This window comes from Shewanella colwelliana ATCC 39565, assembly GCF_000518705.1.
Classification (GTDB): Bacteria; Pseudomonadota; Gammaproteobacteria; order Enterobacterales; family Shewanellaceae; genus Shewanella; species Shewanella colwelliana.
The window spans coordinates 51024-66807 of record NZ_JAEC01000023.1 but is presented as its reverse complement, the minus strand read 5'-3'; the positions used below and the strand labels follow the sequence as shown (position 1 = coordinate 66807).

General features: G+C 43.2%; 11 protein-coding genes. 5 read left to right on the top strand and 6 right to left on the bottom strand.

The window, feature by feature from the left end; all coding sequences use genetic code 11:
• Nucleotides 1-262: 262 nt before the first annotated feature.
• Nucleotides 263-1195 (bottom strand): GGDEF domain-containing protein, encoded by a 933-nt coding sequence (locus tag L876_RS0111270; protein WP_028763914.1) that lies wholly within the window; start codon nt 1193-1195, stop codon nt 263-265.
• A gap of 325 nt (nt 1196-1520) precedes the next feature.
• On the opposite strand from L876_RS0111270, the gene L876_RS0111265 reads away from it, so the two are divergent.
• Nucleotides 1521-3929 carry a Lon protease family protein gene (locus tag L876_RS0111265; protein ID WP_028763913.1) on the top strand — a complete coding sequence of 803 codons (2409 nt, stop codon included), beginning with the start codon at nt 1521-1523 and terminating at the stop codon, nt 3927-3929.
• Between the two features lie 64 nt (nt 3930-3993).
• Here L876_RS0111265 and L876_RS0111260 read toward each other — a convergent pair whose 3' ends face one another.
• The 3 genes from L876_RS0111260 to L876_RS0111250 all read right to left on the bottom strand — a co-directional run bounded on the left by L876_RS0111260 (nt 3994) and on the right by L876_RS0111250 (nt 8404).
• Complete coding sequence (locus L876_RS0111260) at nt 3994-4914, bottom strand: manganese-dependent inorganic pyrophosphatase (RefSeq protein WP_028763912.1); 921 nt, start codon at nt 4912-4914, stop codon at nt 3994-3996.
• 177 nt (nt 4915-5091) lie between these two features.
• A complete protein-coding gene (locus L876_RS0111255; protein ID WP_051413088.1) occupies nt 5092-7671 on the bottom strand; it encodes a M1 family metallopeptidase in 2580 nt (859 codons plus the stop codon).
• Between the two features lie 178 nt (nt 7672-7849).
• Nucleotides 7850-8404 carry a GNAT family N-acetyltransferase gene (locus L876_RS0111250; protein ID WP_028763910.1) on the bottom strand — a complete coding sequence of 185 codons (555 nt, stop codon included), beginning with the start codon at nt 8402-8404 and terminating at the stop codon, nt 7850-7852.
• Nucleotides 8405-8508: 104 nt separating this feature from the next.
• Between L876_RS0111250 and L876_RS22315 the strand changes: the two genes are divergently transcribed.
• Nucleotides 8509-8952, top strand: coding sequence for an HNH endonuclease (locus L876_RS22315; protein ID WP_051413087.1), 444 nt, complete (start codon nt 8509-8511; stop codon nt 8950-8952).
• Between the two features lie 67 nt (nt 8953-9019).
• Here L876_RS22315 and L876_RS0111240 read toward each other — a convergent pair whose 3' ends face one another.
• Entirely contained in the window at nt 9020-10060 is a 1041-nt protein-coding gene (locus tag L876_RS0111240; protein ID WP_037428502.1) for a porin, read from the bottom strand.
• A 28-nt stretch (nt 10061-10088) separates the two neighbouring features.
• Nucleotides 10089-11441 carry an FMN-binding protein gene (locus L876_RS0111235; RefSeq protein ID WP_028763908.1) on the bottom strand — a complete coding sequence of 451 codons (1353 nt, stop codon included), beginning with the start codon at nt 11439-11441 and terminating at the stop codon, nt 10089-10091.
• Nucleotides 11442-11636: 195 nt separating this feature from the next.
• Between L876_RS0111235 and L876_RS0111230 the strand changes: the two genes are divergently transcribed.
• The 3 genes from L876_RS0111230 (at nt 11637) to L876_RS0111220 (ending at nt 15569) form a co-directional block, all read left to right on the top strand.
• A complete protein-coding gene (locus L876_RS0111230) occupies nt 11637-12818 on the top strand; it encodes an FAD:protein FMN transferase (RefSeq protein ID WP_037428498.1) in 1182 nt (393 codons plus the stop codon).
• 209 nt (nt 12819-13027) lie between these two features.
• A complete protein-coding gene (locus L876_RS0111225; RefSeq protein WP_248674579.1) occupies nt 13028-14977 on the top strand; it encodes a sensor histidine kinase in 1950 nt (649 codons plus the stop codon).
• Entirely contained in the window at nt 14970-15569 is a 600-nt protein-coding gene (locus tag L876_RS0111220; RefSeq protein ID WP_028763905.1) for a response regulator transcription factor, read from the top strand. The genes L876_RS0111225 and L876_RS0111220 overlap by 8 nt, the downstream gene beginning before the upstream one ends.
• Nucleotides 15570-15784 lie beyond the last annotated feature (215 nt).

Sequence of the window (15784 nt, the reverse complement as noted above, 5' to 3'; positions counted from 1 at the left end):
GTAACATGGTTCCAAGTAGTTATTGAGAATTTTACTCAAAAGTCTGCTAATCCATTTAGGTAATGGGTTTGCACTGAATAGTGCGCAAGTATAAGGGGTTACAATTCTATCTATTTCCATTTCCTGTAGAGCTCTTCAATCTGTTGCTTTGTAGAGCTCACCCTAGTTGATGTGGGGCAGACCGGAATACCAAGTAACCGGAGATCGTAGTGACAATTATTAAGACCATTTGTAGATAAGTGACAGAATTGAGTTCTCATGCTCAAAAAGAAACCGTGTTTCTCCCTTTGTCTTTTGCTCTATATAAGGCTAGGTCGGCATCGTGAAGCAATTGCTCCCAGCTTTTCCCCGTAAAGTAAGCCAAACCGCAACTGATCGTTATGGTCTGCGCTGGTGTGACTTGAGTAAAAGGGGTTTGAACAAGGGTCTGGCGGCACTGCTCGGCAGTCTTTTGTAGATGATGGGCAAATGATTTAGAATCAACAGTACCCGCCATGACGAGTACGATAAACTCTTCGCCGCCCCAACGAATTAAGATTTCATTTGAGGTGATAGATTGGGCTAACGTCATCGCTATGTGACGCAAGGCTTCATCTCCTACTCCGTGGCCATAGTTATCGTTAATCTCCTTAAAATGATCGACGTCTATCATTATTAGCCCAAAATCATTTCCAGTAGCTATTGCGTTATCAAAGCGTTCTAAGCCAATTCGCATTCCTTCGCAGCGATTGAGTAAACCTGTTAAATCATCATAAGCAGCTTTGCGTTGCAACTTCATCTCTAGCTTTTTCTGTTCGGTAATATCAAAAATAACGCCTATAAGCCCTGCTACATTGCCGTTACTGTCGTTAAAGCTGGTTTTATGGAACTTAACATAAACATCCTCACCAACGCTGGTACGTATTTGCTTCTCATATATTTGGATACCAGGGTTACTAAATAGCGCCTGATCTGCAGCCTGATAAATGTCGGCGAGTTCTTTATCGAACAGTTGATGCACACTGAACCCTACCAACTCTTCACGTTTTAATTTGATGAAGTCCTCGAACGCCTTGTTGCAGCCTAAATAAATCCCCTGCACATCTTTATAAAAAATCGGCACAGGCAAGGTATCTATAGTCATTTGCAGCAGGTGAGAGTCACCAGCAATAAATTGGAGTAGGTCTTGAGGGAGCTGTGACTGGATATCATACATGGTCATCTCTCACGTTATTGTTATTCGAATACATTCCCTGTTAATAAAACAAAGTATAGCTGGGTAAAACCTACTACGTTGATCTGGTTAAACATACTGGATAGACCATCAGCTTGGAGAGGAAAGCTTGATATGAATAACTTAACCAAATGGCTTTACCGCATTTCTTAGTCAGTTAATCCGCCAGAAGCGCTTATCTGCCTATATATTAACCGTTTAACTTGATTATCGAGGTAAAAAAGGGGGATCCATCAATTAAGTACTGAAATTTAAAAATCTCATGCCTACACTGAGATCAATATCTGTCATATGAGGTAATTCATCTATGCCAATTTCCCCTCTTACCAGTGACAAACTTTACCGCCACTGTGAACTCAATGGCTTACCGCTTGATATTAAGTCTACTAAGCATTTAACCCCACTGAATGAAATTGTGGGGCAAGAACGCGCCCAGCAAGCTGTTGAGTTTGCTATGTCAATGAAAGATAAAGGTTATAATATCTACGCGATTGGCCGTAACGGTCTAGGAAAGCGTACAATGGTGATGCGCTATTTAGATAGATATGATCCAAATGGCAATGCAACCCCTCTTTATGATTGGTGTTATGTCGCCAATTTTGACGAAGCTAGAACGCCAAAAGTATTAAAATTGGCTCAAGGTGAAGGCACAAAATTTAAAAAAGCTATTGAGCAGCTAATGAAGCGCTTGGTTAAAGCCCTGCCCTTAGCTTTTGACAATGAGATTTACTATTCTCGCGCTGACAAACTCAAATCGCAGTTGGCAGCAAAACAGGAAGCGGCGCTCAATCGGTTAACCAAAGAGGCCAGCTCAAAACATGTCGCCTTGTCGATAACGGCACAAGGCAGTTACGAATTAGTGGCGATGAATGGCGAAGAAGCCCATACCGAAGAGAGTTTTGCCGCATTATCGAATAAAGAGCAAGATCTGTTAGAAGAAAATATCAGTGAGCTTGAGTCTAAGTTACGTGAAGTGGTACGCAAGTTTACTGTGTGGGAAGAAACCTACTCTGATAAGCAGCAAAAGCATGATGAACAGGTAGCCCAAGATGTACTGGTACACCTACTTGAGCCGTTAAAACTGACTTATGCTGATCAAAGTGAGGTTAAGGCCCATCTTAATGATATGCACAATGATATCATTGATAATTTAGATATCTTTCTCGAGCAGAATGAAGAGCAAGTCGCTATCTCTTATGCTTCATTGCAGAAAAAAATGCCACGTCGTTATCAAGTCAATGTATTGGTTAATCATGGCTCTCAAAGTTTGCCTATTGTGGTTGAAGAAAGCCCCAATTATCACAATATCTTTGGCTATATAGAAAATGCGACCTTTAAAGGCACCATTTTTTCCGACTTTTCTTTAATCAGAGCCGGCAGTTTACATAAAGCGAATGGTGGCGTACTGATGATTGACGCCATTAAGGTCCTCGAACAGCCCTATGTTTGGGATGGCCTAAAGCGCGCCTTACGGTCTCGTAAGCTTAGCCTTAGCTCGCTTGAACGTGAAGTAACGCTGTCGGGTACCATATCGCTTGACCCAGAAGCTATCCCTTTGGATGTCAAAATCATTTTGTTTGGTGACTATCAGACCTATCAGCTGTTGCAGCACTATGATCCTGAGTTCAAGGAACTATTTAGAGTCACCGCCGATTTTGAAGATGAGATGGTACGCACTGACGAGTCTGAGGCGCAATACGCAAAGTTTATCTCTAGCATAGTGCATGGTAATAAAATGTTGCATTGCGACAGAGCTGCAATTAAACGTGTCATTGAATTTAGTGCTCGTCAGGCCGATGCACAGAATAAGTTGTCTTTACATTCTGCTGACATCGCTAACCTTTTGCGCGAGGCGAACTATGTCGCAAAAGCGAGTCACTCAAACATGATCCGCGTTGGCCATGTCGATCAGGCGCTGCGCAACCATGAGCACAGAGTCTGTCGTCTCAAAGATAATATTATGCAGAGCTTCGTTAACGGTACCACGTTAATCGATACTCAAAGCAGTGTTGTTGGTCAGATCAACGCATTGTCGGTGTTATCAACTTCCGACCATCAGTTCGGTGCACCAAATCGAATCACTGCAACGGTGGCTTATGGTGACGGTGCAGTATTTGATATTGAGCGCAAAGTTGAGCTCGGTGGTAGCATTCACTCAAAAGGGGTGATGATATTAACCGCTTACTTGGCGACTGTACTGGGCCAAACTGATAAAATTCCGTTAACTACTCACCTGACCTTTGAGCAAAATTATGGTGGTGTTGATGGTGACAGTGCGTCGATGGCGGAGCTATGCACCATCATCTCGGCATTTTCGAAACTGCCATTACGTCAAGATGTCGCAATAACGGGGTCGATGAACCAATTTGGTCAAGCACAGCCTATAGGCGGCGTGAATGAAAAAATAGAAGGCTTCTTTGACGTCTGTTCAATTAAGGGACGGTGCGATAGTCAAGGCGTGATCATTCCCAAATCCAATGCACAAAACTTGATGCTACGAGCTGATATTGTCGATGCCGTCAAAAAAGGGACTTTCTCTATTTGGGCAATAGACCATGTCAGTGAAGCCGTGGAAATATTAACTGGCGTTGTTGCTGGCGAGCGAGATTTTGAGTTTGAAGATTATCCTGAAGAGTCAGTATATGGCATTGCTGACAAAAGGCTAAAGAAGCTCAGAGACCATGTTAAACAGCAGGCAAAGAGTAGCGATAACTAAAACGATTGGCAATTATCAATCAAAACAAAAAAGCCGGTATCAACCGGCTTTTTTCGTATTACGTTTAAGCAAACGCATCCTGTAGTGGCGGTACTACTTGCTTTTTACGGCTAAGTACACCGTCTAACCAAACTCTGCCGTTTTCAGTCGCTTTACCGTAAGCTCGGCTGGTTAGCTCACTGTCGTCTGAAACCACTAACACTTCAGAACCTTCTTTCATGATGTCAGTAAGCAGCAATAATACGCTGTGGCGATTACCTTCGGCTTTTAGTGCTGCAATATCAGCTTCAAGCTCGGCTTTAATGTCGTCAAACACCGAAAGATCGATAACTTCTAGCTGGCCGATACCGACTAAGTTACCGTTCATATTGAAATCTTTAAAGTCACGCATTACAAGATCACGTGCAGGTGTGCCTTCAACAGCAGACTTAACCTTAAACATCTCCATACCAAGGGCTTTGTAATCTTCAACCCCCGCGATTTCTGCCAGTGCTTCGACACACTTGATATCAGCTGTGGTGCAAGTTGGAGACTTAAAGATAACGGTATCACTTAAGATGGCACAAAGCATGATGCCTGCAATATCGGCTGGGATTTCAACACTATAGAAATCGTACATCATTTTTATCACAGTGTTACTGCAACCCACTGGACGGATCCAGCACTCTAGCGGAGTAGATGTGGTCAAGTCGCCAAGTTTATGATGATCAACAATACCAACTATCGTCGCTTGGGCAATATCATCTGGCGCTTGGGTAAGCTCAGAATGATCGACAATATAGACCTCTTCACCAGCGTAGCGCTCTTTAAACTCTGGTGCTTCAAAGCCAAAGCGGTCAAGAATGAAAGCCGTTTCAGGTGATAGTTCACCAAGACGGGCAGCAATAGCCGCTTCGCCGATTTGGTTCTTGAGATAAGCAAGTGCGATAGCGCCGCAAATTGAATCTGAATCTGGGATCTTATGTCCCACAACATACATTGGCATAGTTAACTCTCACTGGAAATTTTGCCGCATTTTACCAAAGAAGAACTAGATTTACATTAGCTAAAGGCTATTAATTCCTTAGACCAATTATTTACTGTTGAGTCATGTGTTATTAGGTTTTCAATCGCCTTAAAATAAAAAGGCCCGCTTAGCGGGCCTTTTCTCGTTCGGTTCTACCTAAAGCTGTTTTAGATAGTGGTCTACGCTTGCTTGCTCACGTATTTTTAACTGAACGCAATTGTTAACTTGTTCATCAAGCTTCGATAAACTGCGCGCATAACCAGGTACTTGCTCAATCTTAGTGCTAAAAAATGTATTGGCACGAGCAAGTGGCGCAAGTTCGCAACCGCCAGCGACAAAAGCTGGCAAACGTGGCAGTGCGAACGGTGGGAGTTTTTCAGCAAGTGCTGGGTAATTTGCATAGGCCCAATCTCTAAATACCACTTCCCGTTCTTTGGTGTAGCTCTGCCCGCTAAACAGATAACTTAAATCTGGCGCCGTTAATTTATCTGTTATGCTGTAAGCCAAAACATCTAGCTGCATTGCTCCTGCAGGCGCATAGCCCAGTGCATAGAGCAGATTGGTTCTTTGCTGCGGATCTTTGGTTGTCTCAAATACCGTCTTAATCTGTTTGATTAATGAGGCATCCCCATTAAAGACAGCAACTTGCAGATATGTTGCAATAAGATATGGGTCAGCGCTGCTTGCCTTGTCTAAGTACGCAGCAGTTTGGGCCTTAGCCGTGTCAATGATTTCAGGGTCTTGACCTTCAAACCCAAGCAATGCAATTAACATAGGGCGCAATTTACTGATCTGTGGGTCTTCACCTGCCTTGGTGGTTAGCCCGTATGTGTCAACGGCTAGTTTGGCCCGCTTAGTGACAAACTTCGCCCACAATTCTCTGTTGCTGTCATCGATAAATGTCCCTTTTTGCGCTTGCAGATAACCCAGCGCATTGGAGACGATTTGTGGATGTGGATCATTAACGAACTCACCTAAAATTTTAAGTAAATCGCCACCTGAGATAAAGCCAGCGTCCAATAAAGCATCTGCTGCTGAGATCAAGGCTTTGCGCTCCCTTGGGTTAAGGGCCGTTTTAGCGTGGCTTAATAAGGTGTCCATCTGCTTAGCTTCAAGCAACCAGCGGTAGTAGCCCATACCTTGTGCATCAGGAAATACCCAAGCTGGTGCAAAGGGTAATTCGAAGGTTTTACTTGGCGCATCAAGCAGCAGTGTTTGTTCACTGGTTAGCTTAGTGCCACCAAATTTAACAGATACGGGAACAGTCCACGTTTGTGCTGGCGCTTCGGTGCCTGCAGTAACAAAGCGTTGCTGTGATAAGGTGAGTCGATTGCCAGACACCTTAGCAGTGATAAGTGGATAAGCGGATTGTTCAATAAAGGTTTTCAGCACTTGTGCGACATCTTTGCCTGAGGCTTTTGCCAAGGCGTTCCATAGATCATCTGCAGTGGTGTTCTTATAGGCATGTGTCTTGATATAATCGCGGATCCCCGCTTTGAATGCCTCTTCGCCTATCCAGTTCTCAACCATTGACAGCACGGCTTCGCCTTTGCTGTATGCTAAGCCTAGGCCATCCATGATATCGGCTTCGGTATTAATGGGTTTGCGGATTGGTTTGGTGGATAGCCGAGCATCGACGCCCATAACACGGTTTTTAGACAGGCGTAGGTTTGATTCAAACTCTGGATGAGTCTGATGGGTAATTTTAGAGGCCATCCAACTTGCAAAGGCTTCGTTAAGCCATAAGTCATTCCACCACGCCATGGTCACTAAGTTACCGTACCACTGGTGTGCCAATTCATGAGCGATTATCGATACCGTACGTTGACGTGCATTTTGGGTCGCGCTGTTATCATCCAGTAGCAAAATATCTTCACGGTAAGTGACCAAGCCTGCGTTTTCCATCGCTCCAAAAGGAAACTCCGGCACCGCAACTGAATCCAATTTAGCGTAGGGATAATCGACACCAAAATACTCTTCTAACGCACCAAGCACCACAGGCATCTGCTGGGCAGCATATTTCGCTAACTCAATTTTTCCTTTAGTGGTGATCACCCTTCCCGGCACTTTCATGCCAGTTACTTCAATCTCTTCAAACTGACCTACAGCAAACGCGACGAGATAAGATGAGATAGGTTTTGTCTGCGCAAAGGTATGGGTAGTCATTTCCCCTGCCACGTTAGTACTGATTTCTGGAGTGTTGCTATAAACCTTGTCACCGCTTGGGGCCGTGATGGTCACCTGAAATGGTATTTTGTACTCTGGTTCGTCAAAAACGGGGAATGCGCGTCGCGCGTCGCTCATTTCAAACTGAGTAAACAGGTACGGCAAATCACCATCTATTGTCTTATAAAGGCCAACCGACTGACGATTATAGGGGGCAGTAAAATCCATCGACAATGTGTACTTGCCGGGGACGATTTCGTTAGCACAATGGAGTTTAACAATGCCAGTATCAAGCATTTTTGATGTCATGTCACATTGGCTGACGCCATCGAGTTTAATATTAGTGGCCGTATAGGCAACGCCATTGATATCGATAGTTTTGGTGTTGTTCAACACTTCAATTTGGATTTGTGTTGATCCAGAAAAGTTATCCAGCGCTGGGTCCAGAGACAGTTTTATCGCTTGAGATATCGGTTTGGCTACTTTACTTAACACAAATTCATTCGCGCTTAACGGTGCACTACTAATGAGCGCCGCAGTCACAAGCCCTGAGGTGACGATACGATACATGGAGTTCCCTTTTATAAGAATAATGTCAATACGTCGCCCATACAGATAGCCCTTAAGGTGATAGTTCACACCGTAAAGGTCGCGTATGTGTGGCGATTTTGTGTCGAATGTTAACAAAGCTAGCAAGGAGAAGGCTAGCTATAGAACACATCTGCTTACTAAATTGGTGTGCTTGCAGCTATTTAACGCGCTTTTGGTAGCAGACGACGTCAACATCACGGCCATGTACGTCATAGGTATCGACTTTAATAAAATCCATGCCGAGTTTTTTCATGATATTAATGGATCCGAAATTAGCGTCATCAGCAATGGCTGAGAGATGAGTCACCTCCGGTTGCGCTGCAATCGCATCAGCCACAGCATGTGCCGCTTCTGTGGCATAACCCTTACCCCAACTGCATCGTTTAAATCGCCAGCCAATTTCAATATCATGACAGTTGGGCTGATCACTGAAGAAATCCATTGGGCGCACTAAAATCCAACCGATAAACTGTGCTGGCCGTGGGTCTTCAGAGGCAAGTGTTGTCACTTTCCATAATCCCCATCCTTTTTCTACGTTAGTAAAGGCCTCGACGCGTGGAATAAATTTTTCCGTGATATCAGACATTGTTGAAGGTGTACCACCATTAATGTAGCGCATGACTTGTGGATCTTGGTCAAGTTCAAACAGTAAATCGGCATCACGATAAGTGATCATCTCAAACTGTAATCGAGGGCTATTGGCTATCTGCATGGTGTGCTCCTAATCCTTGGTTGCTCATGATAACCTTAAACCTGACCATCAAAAAGAGTAACGTGATGAAATAAAGCCGGTTTCAAAAATTTAGCGAGGCAAGTATGGAGCGATTGTTTAGTGTGACGTTTAGGCTCGGTGATAGTATTAGAACCAAGCATTATAAAACTGAGAAAAGCGCTTTACGCAACATCAACAAGTGGTTGCCTAAGCATCGTGAGGAAGTGGACATTAATGCCTCTTTTTTCAGTGGTTCACAAGGTCACTTAAGCTTTAATGCCCCCGCTGAGGACCTACAAACAGATCAAACTGTCGATTTTTATAAAACCAAGGCTTGGCGGGCGCTGCGTCTACAGGCGTTAGAGTATTATGAAAGGCGTTGTGTCTGTTGTGGTGCTACACCAAAAAGTGGTGCCGTGTTGCATGTCGACCACATAAAACCGAGATGCCGCTATCCTGAATTAGCGTTAGATATCGATAATCTGCAAATTCTGTGTGAAGCCTGTAACTTGGGCAAGATGGCAAATGTTGAAATCGATTGGCGATAAAACTAAAGGGGGGCACATCCATGTGCTTAACTGCGGGGGTTACGCAGATGAAATTGCTCAATACGTATTAGAAGTCAAAACGCAAACCTAGGCTAACGATGGTGTCGTCAAAATCATCGTACTGTTTAACGTCAAACTGGCCTACTTCTGTATGAATACGGGTTGATTTTGACAAGCGATACTCAGCACCAACCGCCCATTGCGACACTTCAGGGACCAACAAAGCTGATTCACCTAACGTATCGTACACTCGGCCTGCAATTTTACCGGTTCCCGAATCATCATTACCGTATTGTAGCTTCAGCAACAGCTCATCAATTTGATACGTTGCACTGACAATGAAACATATACCGTCTCTGTCTTGGTAATGTGGCTTAGTCGGGTTGACCAATTCAGTCTGCTGAATAATGGTGCCAAATTTCACTTTATCGAACTTTACATGGCCAACTAAACGGGTTGCTTTAATATCCTCAATACCATCTGAGAAAGCAGCGCCTAGATAGAAATCCCCACTTTTGAAAAACTTATCACCGTATGTCAAGGCAACTTGATAGTTACCATTATCTTTACGAACGTCAGAATCTTTAAAATAGTTATCTTCCATTAGATAGCTAGCGCCAAGCTGCAACTTATTCCATTTAGGGCTCTTGTATTCAAACGAGTCACCATGGCGCTTGTCGCCGGGCATTAAACGATCATGCTTCAAGCTGTAATTATCAAACGCATCGGCAAAGCCCTTACTCATCTTAAATACCGGATCGATGCGCCCAACGGCAAGCTGACCTGCAGCCTGATGCTTAAGGCCAATGAAGGTTGGACGAGCAGAAAATGGGTTATTGCCTTTGTCTTGCGACGCACCATTTACACCCACTTCAACTTTATAGAAAAGAGACCAGTCTTCATTAAGTGCGGATTGACCTTTAACACCGATGCGACTGAAGTTATTTTCTAGAATCGTGCCACTTTTACCATTATGGGTAGCGCTGCCGCTGTCTGAACTCGTCACCGAATAATCGAGCCGACCGTAAACATCAATCAGATCATCGGCTATTACCTGTGGCGCGATAAACATACTGCTAGCTAATATTGTAAGCGTGAAATTTTTCATAATCATCATCTCTATTGGTCTTTTTGAATTATTTAGAAGAAGGCTTTTTGTGCTCAACAATCACCCCATCGGCACGCATCTGGGTATAAAGGATCTCAGCTTGGACTAAATAACGATCCCAAGCGTCTGAACGTTTAGTAAAACCCGTTGCAGCGTAGCTACCGCTGTCACCGGTTGCTGGCAAATCATTGATATCGAACAGCGACCCACCTTCTTGTAGGTGGACATTAAGTGCATCGATCATCACGTTAAAGCCGATTCGCGCAGGCTCTACATAATTGATTGAGTCATACTTAGATTGGCGATAGAACTTCTTAAGTGATGCATCCGAAATTTGGGCTTTTTCATCTGCAAATATCTCGTCAAAGTGGGCCTTTGTTATCTGCTTGGTGTCGGTGTCGACGACGATACGTAACATCGCCGTGACGCCTGTCCATTTGCCTTTTGCATTATTGATTTTTTCAGCATGTTGATAAAACTTATAGTGAGTGCCATTGCTGTGAATATCGTTATAGATCTTCGCGGTAAGCGGGATCATAGATTGTTGAATGCTGTTCGATGCACCGGCCACAACGTCAATGCCTAGGTACTTAAGACGGTTTGGTTCCTTTAACTTATTGGCTAGCTTGGGATCATGATCTGGGTTGGGCTCAAAAGTGAGTTTATCTTGTGTCACCATTAACTTTTCCATGGTCAGCGCCGACTGTACCCAAGCAGTACCTTTTTTCTTGCCCATAGAGAAATTGTATTCAGACATGCGCTTTGGAACGTCTTGGTATAAACGGGTGTAATAGTTGGGACGGCCGCTTTCATTAAATTCGGCCAAAATCACATCATTTATGTCGTCCGAGTTCGTCACTATCGTCATACTACCCATGTGCCCCTGACGGAAGCGGGCCTCTTGGTAGTAGTAATCGCCGGTGATCAACCCAAGTTTTGGCTGAATTGACCACTTAAGTTTAAAATCATCACTGCTTGAATCATCTTTAGCGCCAACAGCAACATACTCTGGTTGAATACCATTGCTACGTGGGATGCGGTTTACGGCTTTCAAAATGCCATTTGATGAGTAGGTCGCACCAGAGACGGCATCTATGCCCTCATGGCCATTGTTTTTAACGATTTGAGGAAGCAAACGTTCAGCATTAAGAAATAGTGATTCTGTTTCATTGTGAGACTTGGTTTTTATAGAAACGATGCTACCTTGCTCGACATTGACTTCCAGCTTGATCTGACTTTTTTTACCTTTGGCTTGTACTTGATGTACGCCATCAACATACTTTCCCTGTGTCGTCTGGTTAGCACAACCAGCAGTGGTCAGTGCTGCGAATGTCATAGCCGTGTAGATAATACTGTGCTTAAAAAAATTAGTCGTTGCCATCTATTTATTACCCTTTTATTTGGTTATTGACTACCAGCATAAAGACACATAAATAAACAACAATTGCGGAAAACCGTAGGTTTTAAGTTTTACTTTAATAAATATGACGCAGTTAACATTTGTTTGTTATACAACTGACCTTATCAGTATATTCGTGGTAATTCTAAGGTAAATTAATAGTGTGAAATCTATATTATGAAATTAATAAATCAACATTTGACTACCTTAGTAATATTGTTAGCAATAAGTTCAACTGTGTTTGCCAGTAGCGACCCATTGGCTAATAACTTGCCACAAAACAAATACCCACCAGCAACGTTATCCAACTTCTATCAATGTGAAAATAATGCTTTGATCAACATTAATGATGATGAAGCCAGCCTAAATACCGTTAATTATTTTGGTACTTCGGTGTCAATAACTCTGTATAACGTAGAGCACAAAAAGGCTAAATCGATGCTGTGCAATGCCTTGTCCGTTATTCAGGAGTACCACTATCTCGCCTCAAATTACAGCACCTATGGGCATGTCACTAACATTAAGACCATCAACGAATCACCAGCAGAAAAACATCAGATTGACCCACTGTTGACAGAGTTAATCGCTGCGGGCATCGATTGGCATCAGCGCAGCGGTGGTTATTTCAATATTGCACTATCGCCAGTGATCGATCTTTGGCGCACTCATCGCTTTGCATGTTTAAAAGGTAATAGTCAGGCCTCAGAATGCTCCATACCTAGCCAAACTGAGTTAAATCATGCTGCACTGTTAACCAACATTGATGATGTCTCATTAGATCGTGTCCATAACACAGTGCGCATGAAACCGGGAATGAGCATAGATTTAGGCGGTATAGCAAAAGGATGGATGGCTGAGAAGGTCTACGATCAATTAAAGGTAGATGGTGCAGAGCAATTTATAATTAATGCTGGTGGCAATATTAGACACTTGGGGTTGCATCCTGAAGGAAGACAGTTTGCCACTGCGGTTGAAGATCCTGTGTGTAAAAAGAGTAACTATCAGCTTGCCAAATGTAATGAACCATCAGGTCAATATCATGAAGTGATCACAGGCAAGGATATTACAGTTGTCAGTAGCGGTAACTATTTGCGTTACTTTGTGGTTAATGGCCAGCAATACCACCACCTTATCGATCCAAAAACGCTTTATCCAAAACCTAAAGGAATCGCTACAACCGTTGTACTAAATAGTCATCAGTTGTACGCTGATGTGATATCGACAATGTTATTTTTAATGCCATTACAAACAGCATTGGACTATGTGAATAAAAGGGATTATATCGAAGCCGTTTGGTATTTAAATGAACAAGGTGATAAAGTTAAATCAAATAAATTTGACTCTTTCACTGGCAATTAGTCCTACTTCATGTCTGTTGATATTAATATTGTTTCGCTAGTAAAGATGAATCCATCAATATTATATATAAATAACACTTGATATTTATATAGCGGTTTACCGCATACATACTTTGTCTGTGAGCAAGATCACCACTGCTAATTAAGGGATTAAGAAAATAGTGAGTTATGCGCCATAATAGATTCAATTCTCCGCTGACGTGAGCACTTATGAATCGACGTGCTATTTCTAGTTTTTGCAGTGTTATCTGCCCCACATTAAGACGAACATCGATGACATTGCTGTTGGTATGCGGTGCTTGTTTCGCCGTCGCACAAGAGGATGCGAGTCATTTTACTAATGCTACCGATACCAATGATGTTGCGGAAAAGCTAGGTGAACACAGCGTCAGTACCACGACTATCATCACGCCTCTAAGAGTTGGTGCATTGGCGTTTGCTGCACCCGATGCCGTTTATAAACGCTGGGCACCAACATTAGCACGCGTCAGCCAGGAAACAGGTATTCCGCTAGAGCTTATTCCCCTTACTCCTAATGAGTTGGTAGAAAAGGTATCAAGGGAAGAACTGGACTTCATTATTGGTAATGCTTTGATAACGGTAGCATTCAAAAAAGATTATGGCGTAAGCCATCTGTTGACCTTGATGCCGCGCAATCAAGTCTCACCTGAACATGCAGTGGGTAGTGCCTTAATCGCTAAGCAATCACTTAATATTCGGCATTTTCAAGATTTGATGCACCTTAAGGTTGTGTCGTCAGATCCTAATGCCTTTGGTGGTTTTCAAATCCTTGCAGGCGAAATGGTGAAACAAGGGCTCAATCCACTTGCTGACTTAAAACACCTAAGTTTTGTTGGATTCCCACAAGATAAACTGCTTGATCAGGTGCTAGATGGTCGTGCCGATGTGGCGATTTTACCAACCTGTGTACTGGAGTCGGCATTAGCTCGTCATCTTATTCCTCCCAACGCTTTACATATTCTGCTCCCCAAAACGGATAGCGATATTGGTTGTCAAACCTCTAGCCAACTATATCCTTCCTACGCATTTTCTAAGTTAGGTAAAACCGATCATAAAGCGGCTTCTGCAATAGTGCGTGCGTTATTAGCAATAACCGCGCAAGACACACAGGCGGTCGCTGGTCATTACAAGTATTGGTCGGTTCCGGTCAATGATAGCCATGTCTTTGCGCTATTAAAAAATCTCCAACGTTGGCCATTTGTGACCAACTGGCAACGTTTGGCAGAAGATGCAACACCTTGGGCATTATTAATCGCTATTGGTTTACTGTTAGGCTACTTTCATCATCTTCGAGTTAAACGCCTCGTGGTTAAACGCACCAAGGCTTTAAGCGATGAGATGGCGCAACATAAACATACCCAAAAAGCCCTGTTTGAGCAGCAAAAGCAGTTCTATAAGGCACAGCGTGTACTCTTAACGGGTGAGATGGCCTCGGGTATCGCCCATGAGTTAAATCAACCATTGGCAGGTATTAGATACTTAACTCAAGGTTGTATCTATCGTCTGGATGAGACTCAAACTGACTTAAAACAAGCGCTCAATAAAACCATTCTGCAGGTCGATCGGGCCCAGAGCACGATCAAGCGTTTTCGCCAGTTTTGCCAGCAGCCAAGTGTTTATCAAAATTGTGATTTAAAGGATCTCATAGATGAGACGTTAAATTTAATGCAGCCAGATTTTAAACGGATGAAATTAGTCCCTCAGTTGGCACTTTGGCCGATAACCGTCTCAGTAGACCAAAGTTTAATGCAGCAGGTTTTGGTTAACCTGATCCGTAATGCTTTAGATGCTATGGAAACCAGTCATAAACCAAGATTACAAATTAGTGTGTTAGATGACGCTGGCCAAGTACATATTGTTATTACAGATTCAGGGGTCGGACTGAACGATGACGCACTACAACGATTATTTTTTCCTTTTGAAACGTCAAAAGCGAATGGCCTAGGATTAGGCATGGTTGTATGTAAGCGTATTGTCGAGGAGCATGGTGGTAAAATTCGGGCCTTCAACAATCAAAAGGCAACCACGGAGTTAGATGATTTAAAAGCCCGTGGCAATCTAACCTTTATTTCAGCCATTCCGCCAAAGGGGTTAACTGTATTAGTTACACTTCCATTAAAGGGACAAATAGATGTGTGATCTTTATCTAGTCGATGATGACCAAGATGTGCTCGACTCACTTAGCTGGATGCTTGAGGCGCTTGGACACAGCACTGAATGTTATATAAGTGCCGATAGGTTTCTCGCGAGTGTCGATTTAAGTCAGCCGGCTATCGCCATTTTAGATATTCAGATGCCAGGAACAGATGGTATCGAGCTACTGACTAAAATTAAATCGGCTAACAGCCCTATCAGTGTCATCATGCTTACAGGCCACGGTACCATTTCGATGGCAGTTCAAGCGATTCAAAAAGGTGCAATTGATTTTCTTGAGAAGCCGGTAGATGGCGATAAACTAAATCATCTACTTGCCAAAGCGCTTGAACAAACCAATAACGCTTTTACTGAACACAACTTGCAAGCCAGTATTGTAGAGCGAATTAACACCCTAACCCCCCGAGAATTACAAGTGATGCACAAAGTACTGCAAGGTAAACTCAATAAAGTTATCGCCAGTGAGCTCAATATTGCCCAGCGTACTATTGAGTTGCATCGACAAAAAGTGATGCAAAAAATGCAAGTCAGTAATATTGCGGAACTTGCCTATCTGATGGCGAACAGCAAGGTGTGATCTTTATATGCGGCCAATACCTCGCCACGCTAGCGCAACTTGAGCGGACTAATTATACGCAAATGAGACTATTCTGGTCAGCAAATAGCCACTCTCATCGTTTTAGCGCGTCAAAGGCTTACATCTTTAACTTCGCTTGGCTAGTATAGCTATGTGTCAAAAGTGTGACATTTAAAAATAATCTGACGCTCAATGGTAGATGTTACACCGATAGA

Excerpts from the sequence above, each read along its gene's own strand:
- L876_RS0111270 (WP_028763914.1), bottom strand. The coding sequence starts at position 1,195 with ATGTATGATATCCAGTCACAGCTCCCTCAAGACCTACTCCAATTTATT.
- L876_RS0111265 (WP_028763913.1), top strand. The coding sequence starts at position 1,521 with ATGCCAATTTCCCCTCTTACCAGTGACAAACTTTACCGCCACTGTGAA.
- L876_RS0111260 (WP_028763912.1), bottom strand. The coding sequence starts at position 4,914 with ATGCCAATGTATGTTGTGGGACATAAGATCCCAGATTCAGATTCAATT.
- L876_RS0111255 (WP_051413088.1), bottom strand. The coding sequence starts at position 7,671 with ATGTATCGTATCGTCACCTCAGGGCTTGTGACTGCGGCGCTCATTAGT.
- L876_RS0111250 (WP_028763910.1), bottom strand. The coding sequence starts at position 8,404 with ATGCAGATAGCCAATAGCCCTCGATTACAGTTTGAGATGATCACTTAT.
- L876_RS22315 (WP_051413087.1), top strand. The coding sequence starts at position 8,509 with ATGGAGCGATTGTTTAGTGTGACGTTTAGGCTCGGTGATAGTATTAGA.
- L876_RS0111240 (WP_037428502.1), bottom strand. The coding sequence starts at position 10,060 with ATGAAAAATTTCACGCTTACAATATTAGCTAGCAGTATGTTTATCGCG.
- L876_RS0111235 (WP_028763908.1), bottom strand. The coding sequence starts at position 11,441 with ATGGCAACGACTAATTTTTTTAAGCACAGTATTATCTACACGGCTATG.
- L876_RS0111230 (WP_037428498.1), top strand. The coding sequence starts at position 11,637 with ATGAAATTAATAAATCAACATTTGACTACCTTAGTAATATTGTTAGCA.
- L876_RS0111225 (WP_248674579.1), top strand. The coding sequence starts at position 13,028 with ATGAATCGACGTGCTATTTCTAGTTTTTGCAGTGTTATCTGCCCCACA.
- L876_RS0111220 (WP_028763905.1), top strand. The coding sequence starts at position 14,970 with ATGTGTGATCTTTATCTAGTCGATGATGACCAAGATGTGCTCGACTCA.